General features: G+C 58.1%; 3 protein-coding genes. All 3 read right to left on the bottom strand.

Annotation, left to right across the window (positions count from 1 at the left end; translation table 11 throughout):
* Positions 1–3,604 (bottom strand): beta strand repeat-containing protein (locus ACQZ6F_RS27100; RefSeq protein ID WP_449094790.1); only part of this gene is annotated, 3,604 nt, incomplete at its 3' end.
* A gap of 768 nt (positions 3,605–4,372) precedes the next feature.
* Complete coding sequence (locus ACQZ6F_RS27095) at positions 4,373–5,971, bottom strand: hypothetical protein (protein ID WP_449094789.1); 1,599 nt, start codon at positions 5,969–5,971, stop codon at positions 4,373–4,375.
* 57 nt (positions 5,972–6,028) lie between these two features.
* On the bottom strand, positions 6,029–7,360 hold the full coding sequence (locus ACQZ6F_RS27090; protein WP_449094788.1) for a hypothetical protein: 1,332 nt from the start codon (positions 7,358–7,360) through the stop codon (positions 6,029–6,031).
* Positions 7,361–7,438 lie beyond the last annotated feature (78 nt).

Genomic DNA, 7,438 nt, shown 5'->3' with positions numbered 1-7,438 from the left:
TGCCGCCAGACGCCGTAATCGTCTCGCTGTAAACCGCATTCAGTGTCGCTGCACCAAGCGTTACAGGCAAAAGCCCTATCGTCGGGGCCGAGATCGTGAGGCTATAGGCTCTCGACGCGGTAAACGGAGCGCCGGTACCGGTCGAGCTGTCCGTCGCGGTGATCGTGACGTTAAAGGTCCCCGCTGCGGTCGGCGTGCCGGAGAGGGTGCCGCCTGAAGACAAGGTGAGGCCGGCGGGCAGCGCGCCTGCGGTAACCGCATAACTATAGGGGCTCGTGCCGCCCGAAGCCGTGACAATCTGGCTATAGACTGTCCCGATACTACCGCCCGGCAAGGAAGTTGGGCCGAGCGAGATTGTTGGAACGGGCACCGTGATGCTGACGGTCGCGGGTGCAGACGTGCCGTCGAGATTGGTGGCAGTGTAGGTGAAGCTGTCGGCACCCGCATAGCCGGCTGTCGGCGTATAGGTGATGGTTGTGCCCGTTGCCGTCGCCGTCCCGTGAGCGGCCGCAGTCGCAACGGCAACCGAGAGCGGGGCGCCGCCGGTGATGTTGAGGGTAATCGGATTGGCCGAGGAGTTCTGCGCAACCGTCGCGGTCACTCCATTGGCGATCGGCGGATGGGCAACCAGCACCAGCGTATATGCTCTGGTGCCGGAGAACGGTCCCGAGCCGGTCGAGCTGTCCGTTGCAGTGACGGTGAAGTTAAAGGTACCGGGCACTGTCGGGGTGCCTGTGAGGACACCGGTCGACGACAGCGTCAGCCCGGTCGGCAGAGCGCCGGTGCTGGCATAACTATAGGGCGCCGTCCCGCCAGACGCCGTAATCGTCTCACTGTAGCTGGCGTTGAGCGTGGCGGCCGCAAGCGTTGTCGGAGCGACTGTAATCGTCGGAGCTGCAATGGTGATGCTATAGGCTTTGGCGACGGCAAATGGAGCGCCGGTACCGGTCGAGCTGTCGGTTGCGGTCAGGGTAAAGTTGAACGTGCCGCCTCCCGTTGGCGTGCCGGATATGACACCGGCGGACGACAATGTCAGTCCGGCTGGGAGGGAACCGGCCGTAATCGCGTAACTATAGGGACTTGTCCCGCCCGAAGCCGTCGTGGTCTCGTTATAGGCGACTCCGATGGCGCCTGCAGGTAGCGTCGCCGGGTCTAATGACAGCGTCGGAACTGACACGGTGATGCTGGCGGTTGCGGGTGCAGACGTGCCGTCGAGATTGGTGGCGGTGTAGGTGAAGCTGTCGGCACCGCTATAGCCTGCCGTCGGCGTATAGCTGATGGTCGTGCCTGAGGCTGTCGCCGTCCCGTGGCCTGGCGCAGTTGCGATCGCAACCGAGAGCGGGGTACCGCCGGTGATGTTGAGGGTAATCGGATTAGCCGAGGAGTTCTGGGCAACCGTCGCCGAGACGGCATTGGCGATCGGCGGATGGGCAACCAGCACCAGGGTATAGGCTCTGGTACCTGAGAACGGTCCCGAGCCGGTCGAGCTATCGGTTGCGGTGACGGTGAAGTTGAAGGTGCCGGGCACAGTCGGCGTGCCGGAAAGGACGCCGGTCGACGACAGCGTCAGCCCGGTCGGCAGAGCACCGGTGCTGGCATAAGTATACGGAGCCGTGCCGCCAGACGCCGTGATCGTCTCACTGTAGCTGGCATTGAGCGTGGCAGCCGTAAGCGTCGTCGGAGCGACTGCAATCGTCGGAGCGCCGACAACCAGGCTATAGGCCCGCGACCCGGTGAATGGTCCCGAGCCGGTGGAGCTATCGGTGGCGGTGACGGTGAAGTTGAACGTGCCGCCGGCGGTTGGGGTGCCGGAAAGGGCGCCGGCCGCCGACAATGTCAGACCGGCGGGCAGGGCACCGGCGGTCACGGCATAGGTGTAGGTGCTGGTGCCGCCCGAGGCCGTGACGGTCTGACTATAGGCCGTGGCCACGGTGGCAGCCGTAAGCGTCGTCGGGGTAATCGCAATCGTCGGCGCGTTGACGTTAAGGCTATAGGCTCTGGAGCCGGTGTAAGGTCCCGAGCCGGTCGAGCTATCGGTCGCGGTCACGGTAAAGTTGAAAGTGCCGCCTGCGGTCGGGGTACCGGAAAGCACACCGGTCGTTGCCGATAGTGTCAAACCCGCTGGAAGAGCGCCTGCGGTGATCGCGTAAGCATAGGAACTGGTGCCGCCCGATCCCGTGACGGTCTGACTGTAGGCTGAAGCCACGGTCGCAGCAGGCAGCGTTGTCGGCGTAATCGCGATCGTCGGTGATGCGATGGTCAGGCTAAAGGCTTTCGATGCATTAAACGGCGCACCGGTCCCAGTTGAACTATCCGCCGCCTTGACAGTGAAGTTGAAGGTGCCGCCTGCGGTTGGCGTGCCGGAGAGAGTGCCTGAGGATGACAATGTCAGACCGGCCGGCAAGGCCCCTGAGGTGATGCTATAGCTATAGGGGGCGGCGCCGCCTGAAGCGAGGAGCGTCTGGCTGTAGCCGGCTCCGACCGTGCCGCCCGTCAAAGGTGAGGCTGTAGTGAAGGAGATCGTCGGCGGAGAAACAGTTATGCTGACGGTCGCCGGTGAGGACGTGCCGCCGGTATTGGTTGCGGTGTAGGTGAAACTATCGCTACCGGCGTAGCCGGCGGTCGGCGTATAGGTGATCGATGTACCGCTTGCCGTGGCCGTTCCGTGAGAGGCCTGGGTCGCGACGGCGACAGAGGCCGCAGCTCCCCCTGACAGGTTCAGCGTAATCGGGTTCGCACTGCTGCCGTAGCTCACCGTCGCGCTGGCGGCGCCGGCAACGGGCGGCGGTAAATTGACAACCTGGAGGTTGACGGTAACGACATTGGCATAAGGCCCCGGCGATGTACCGTGCAGATTTGGACTGCTGTCGGTCACGACAACCTGGAAACTGAAATTTCCAAGCGACGTCGGCGTTCCGCTGATCGCACCGTTGCCTGCCAACGAAAGTCCTGGAGGCATGGTTGATCCGGTGTAGAGTGCGAAACTGTATGGGGCCAAAGCGCCTGACCCGGAGAGCGTTGCGCTATAGGCCGCATTCAGAGTGGCAGTTGGCGGCGCGCTAACCGCAATATTGTTGGACGGGTTCGGGACGGTGGCCGAATAGGACTTGGTCGTCGACAGACCGCCAGTGGCCGTCACCGTAAATGTAACGGTATAATTGCCTGCCTGCGTGGGGGTACCGGAGATGGTCGATCCGCTGAACGATAGACCCGGCGGCAACGAACCAGAGGTCAATGCGAAAGTGTAGGGGGCCGTGGCGCCGCTCGCGCTGAGAGTTTGGCTGAAGGCCGTGCCGACCTGCGGGTTGGGCAGTGAGCCGGGGGAGACGGTAATAGGGTTTGTGGTCGACGCAACGGCGACGTTGATCGTAAATGGGCTTCCACCAGCATCGACCACGACGAAGCTATCGCTTGTCGCTCCATCGCCATTGTTGACGTAGGTAACCTTGCCTGCCGCGGCATCGACGCTTACCGAGCCATGAGCCGGAGAAGTTGTGTTCGGTCCGGGGTACGGGTTGAGGCCGGCGGCATTACAAAGGGTGCCGACGGTAATCAGAATCGATCCGCCGGAGGCCATCGGGTTTGTTGACGGCGTTGTGTTCACGTCGGGCACGTTAAAGCTGGTGCAGGCAGCATAGGCCATGCTTGGAGCGGCTAAAGATAAGCCGGCAAATAATAAAGAAACAATCAGAATCGTCTTGAGAAGTAGTACATGACCCCGCGACGCCGCTGATACTGAGTTTGTTGTTACTTTAATAATCTGCTGCGCCACGCATCTTGCGTAACTCGCCAAGACAATCAATATACTGTTTGTAGAAATACAATATTTCTCTCGAATCGAGAGCTTTGTTATGGCAAGTTCCGCGGCCGACAACTCGCCAATTTTCATTTTCCCAACCCAAGTACTGACTGAAATTCATTGCTGAATGGCAGATATTTACTTTTGCAATTGCCTACGCACATTGTAGCCATCGCTCCCCACTGCGATAACACTACTATCGGAAGCGACTTGAAAGGCAATTTACCATTTTTGAAATCCGCTAGGATTGTTTAATTTGACATCAGTATTCAATCAAATGTTGTATATTAGCAACATTTGATTTGCATTCGCTCTTCACTGTGTCCAGATAGCTGATAAGAGAAGGACGTGTTCGGCAGGCGTTTTCTCTAAATCTTAAGCGGCAGGTTGAGTGCGGAGATTCACTGTTGGCGACTGAGAGGGGTAAGCCGGTCAGCAACTGTCTGGCGCTCACACTTTGAACGGTGGGGGGCATGTTGGCTTTTGGCTCGAAAGCCATGCGAATGTGATTTCCCTTCACTGTTTGCGTAGTGTCGAAGCAAAACCGGTGGGGAAATCAACATCGCTTCTCGATCAACTGACCAACGTGTCAAATAACCGGAGCCGCCTTAGCGTCGTAACCGGGTAATCGCTGTCGAGCATTCGCGCCGGAGTGAAACCGGTTTCCAATACCCTCATTCTTGAAACTGAACGATCGTAACTCGCGGTCCGGCCCGCTTGCTTATGGAGCGTAATCAGATAGCGCAACGGTGCGACAAATGACGGGCGTAGCAGCAAGGCAGCTTCCGCATGATTGGTTGCGTCCTCGTATTCGCCGAGTGCTGCTGCAGACATGCAGCAGAAGAACTCCGTGAAAGCGCGTGCTTCACTGCCTCCGGTTAATTGCAGTGCTGCCAGCGAAGAGGCTCGAGAGCTTCTCAGATCGCCCAGAATGAGTTCCGTGTTCGACAAAATAGCGAGATTGACGCTGTTGAGCGGGTCATATTTGATGGCTCTCTTCGCCAGCGACAACGAATTTCGGGGAGAGCCGCCTCTCAGATATTCGATATGGGCGCCGATGCCCAAAACGGTTGCGCTGTCAGGCGCTTCACTTATGGCCTCATGAAACAGCGCATCAACGCTAACGTTGTCTCCCGGCAATTCTGGCGTCCGATGCTGAAACTGGGCGATGGTGCGACCGAAAGCTCTCCATGCGAGGTATTGCGGTTTGGGTGCCAGCTCATAGGCGGCCTGAAAATACCTGTCTGCGGATAGCAACGCTGCCTTGTCGAACCGGAAGACCAGATTGCGCGCGCGGTTTGCAAAGGTCGTCGCACAATCGGAAATATCAAGCTTTTCTAGGCGCTTCTTCATTGTGTTGAGTATGGCGTCAACAATGCTTGATGACGCCAGTTCAATGTCGCCCTGTTCCAGCACCTCTTCCTTGCGACATATGGAGAAGTTTTGCATCAGCAGGATTTCCGAGCCCTGAAAATTCTTCAGGGCGACGTGCAGCTCCAGCCTGTCGCGAGAGCCAAAGGCAGCCAAAGCGACGATCAGGCCCTTCTTCGCGCTTCTGCCGGCATTGGCGGGATCCGACCCAAGTTCATGGTAAATGCTGAAGTCGGTAAAATCCAGAAGTGCCGAAGTCGTTAAAGATATGATGGTGCGCACGAGACGGTCGCCGCTTGAAACATTGGTCCTGCATTGGAAAAAAATGGCAGGCGCCGCTTCCGGCATCAGCCGGCGGGTTGCAAAGCAGCTCGGCTCTACCACTGCTTCGGCCTGGCTGCGCTGGTCGCGAACCCAACTTTCGAATTCCGGGTCAGCTACATCCAGACCGCAGAAAAGCCCGCGATCCGCTTCGCACGAGCGGGTGGTTGGTCCATATTCTCGATCGACCGTAAAATGCGCTGGATCAAACGAAACCTGTTCTCGATCCGCTCTGAGCACATGAGCATGCTTCCCAAGTGAGCGGCGAATGATCGTCAACGTTTGACGTAAACTGTCCGACCCCTGCTGGGTATCTCTGTCGCTCCACAATTTGTCCTGGAGCCAGCGGCGACTTCTCGAATAATCAGGCGCAAGGGCAAGGAGCGCGATGAGTCCGCGTGCCTTCATGGCCCGAGGCAGGAGATCCTCCCCCTCAGGCCCCGTCAGACGAAAACGGCCATATATTCGCAGGAAAATCATACGATATCCTCAGGAATGCATGCATGCTTGCTCTGCCTCTAACTCCGGAAATATTCGTTAGCGGTTGAACTCATCAAAAGCTGCGCCGGCGGTCGGCACTTGCTGGCTGCCCATCAGAAGGCCGGCGAATGGATAGGGTGGTATGTCGGTCGTTGATCCCGCGTGGTCCGGATAATTCAGGAGCACCCAGGCTCGAAAGATCGATATGCCCTTAGCGACTTGAAGCGAATAATCCAGCGTCTGCGTATTCGGCACCGGAGACTGAGCGCCGATGTTGCGGAAATAGGCCTTTGCATCGTTGTCGATGAAGGGATCGAAAGGTACGTCGGGCAGCAGCATGGCCGCCTGTTTGGCCTCTGGAGAATTGGCCAGAACTGCACGGCCCCAATCCATTGCGCGCTGATGGCAGGTGATGCAGCCCGACTTCGGATTGTCGACGGGCCCATTTGCGCGACCGAAAAGCCCGAGATGTTGACGCGGCAAAGCGTAGAAGCGCTGGGCCTCCTCCGGGTTGACCCAGCTTTCCTTGGGCGTTGCCGCCTTGTCGTAATATGCGCTGGCCAGCAAATCGGGGTCGCTGCCCCACATCAGGCCAACCGGAACCAGGCGATCATAGGGTGTCTTGCCCGCCTTTGTCCCGTCATACATGAATGTGCCAAAGAACCAGCCATTCGGCGAGCGCTTGTCCTTCACCGAGACGTCCACCTGTAACATTCGCATCGTTATGATGCTGCCGTCATTGCCCGCAGCAACTTCCCATTCCTTCGAATTGCTCAGAAAAGGGACCTGGGCGGGAGTGGCGTTCGTGAACAGCAGCTTGATGCCCAAAGCCCCGTCGGGAAGGCTGAATCCTTTCGTCTTCGGGAAGGTCGGATCACTCCAGATCTGACCCAGACCATAACAGGCCAGGTCGTTATATATCCCGACGGCCCAGTTTTTTGCCCAACCGACCTGCTTCTCGTGGAGTTCCTTCGGCCGCGACCAGCGTTCTGTCGTCATGCCGCGCAATGGCTCACGAGAATCCTGAAGCCAGGGCGCGTTACACCAATGCTGTTCCTTGTTGTCTTCGATGCGCCAGTCTATGTCCGAACGTCCGTTATACTTCGTCGCATATTCAAGGATTGCGTGCATGTAACCAGCGGGGTCGGTGAGGGGATCGACCGCCAACCATGGCAATCGGCTGGCATCCGGAAGCGTCTTTGGAAAATCATAATGGACCTGAAATTTGCGTTTGCCCTGCCCTCCCTTGAGCGGCAAGGCGCTTGGACAGTTGAACATGGCGGTCGCTTGCGTCGCAAAGTCTTTTGTCGTCGGCAGCAAACATTCCGCGGATGCCGCAGTGGCAAACATCACGGTCACAAAAAGGCAGATCAATCCAAGGAGTCTCATTGAAAATTCCTCATCGACCGTTCAACTGTTGAGAAAATTAGAAAGCTATGATATACAATCATTAAGAGCAAGAAAAAA

The organism is Rhizobium sp. A22-96, from assembly GCF_053521805.1.
This window is presented reverse-complemented; position numbering and strand designations above follow the sequence as displayed.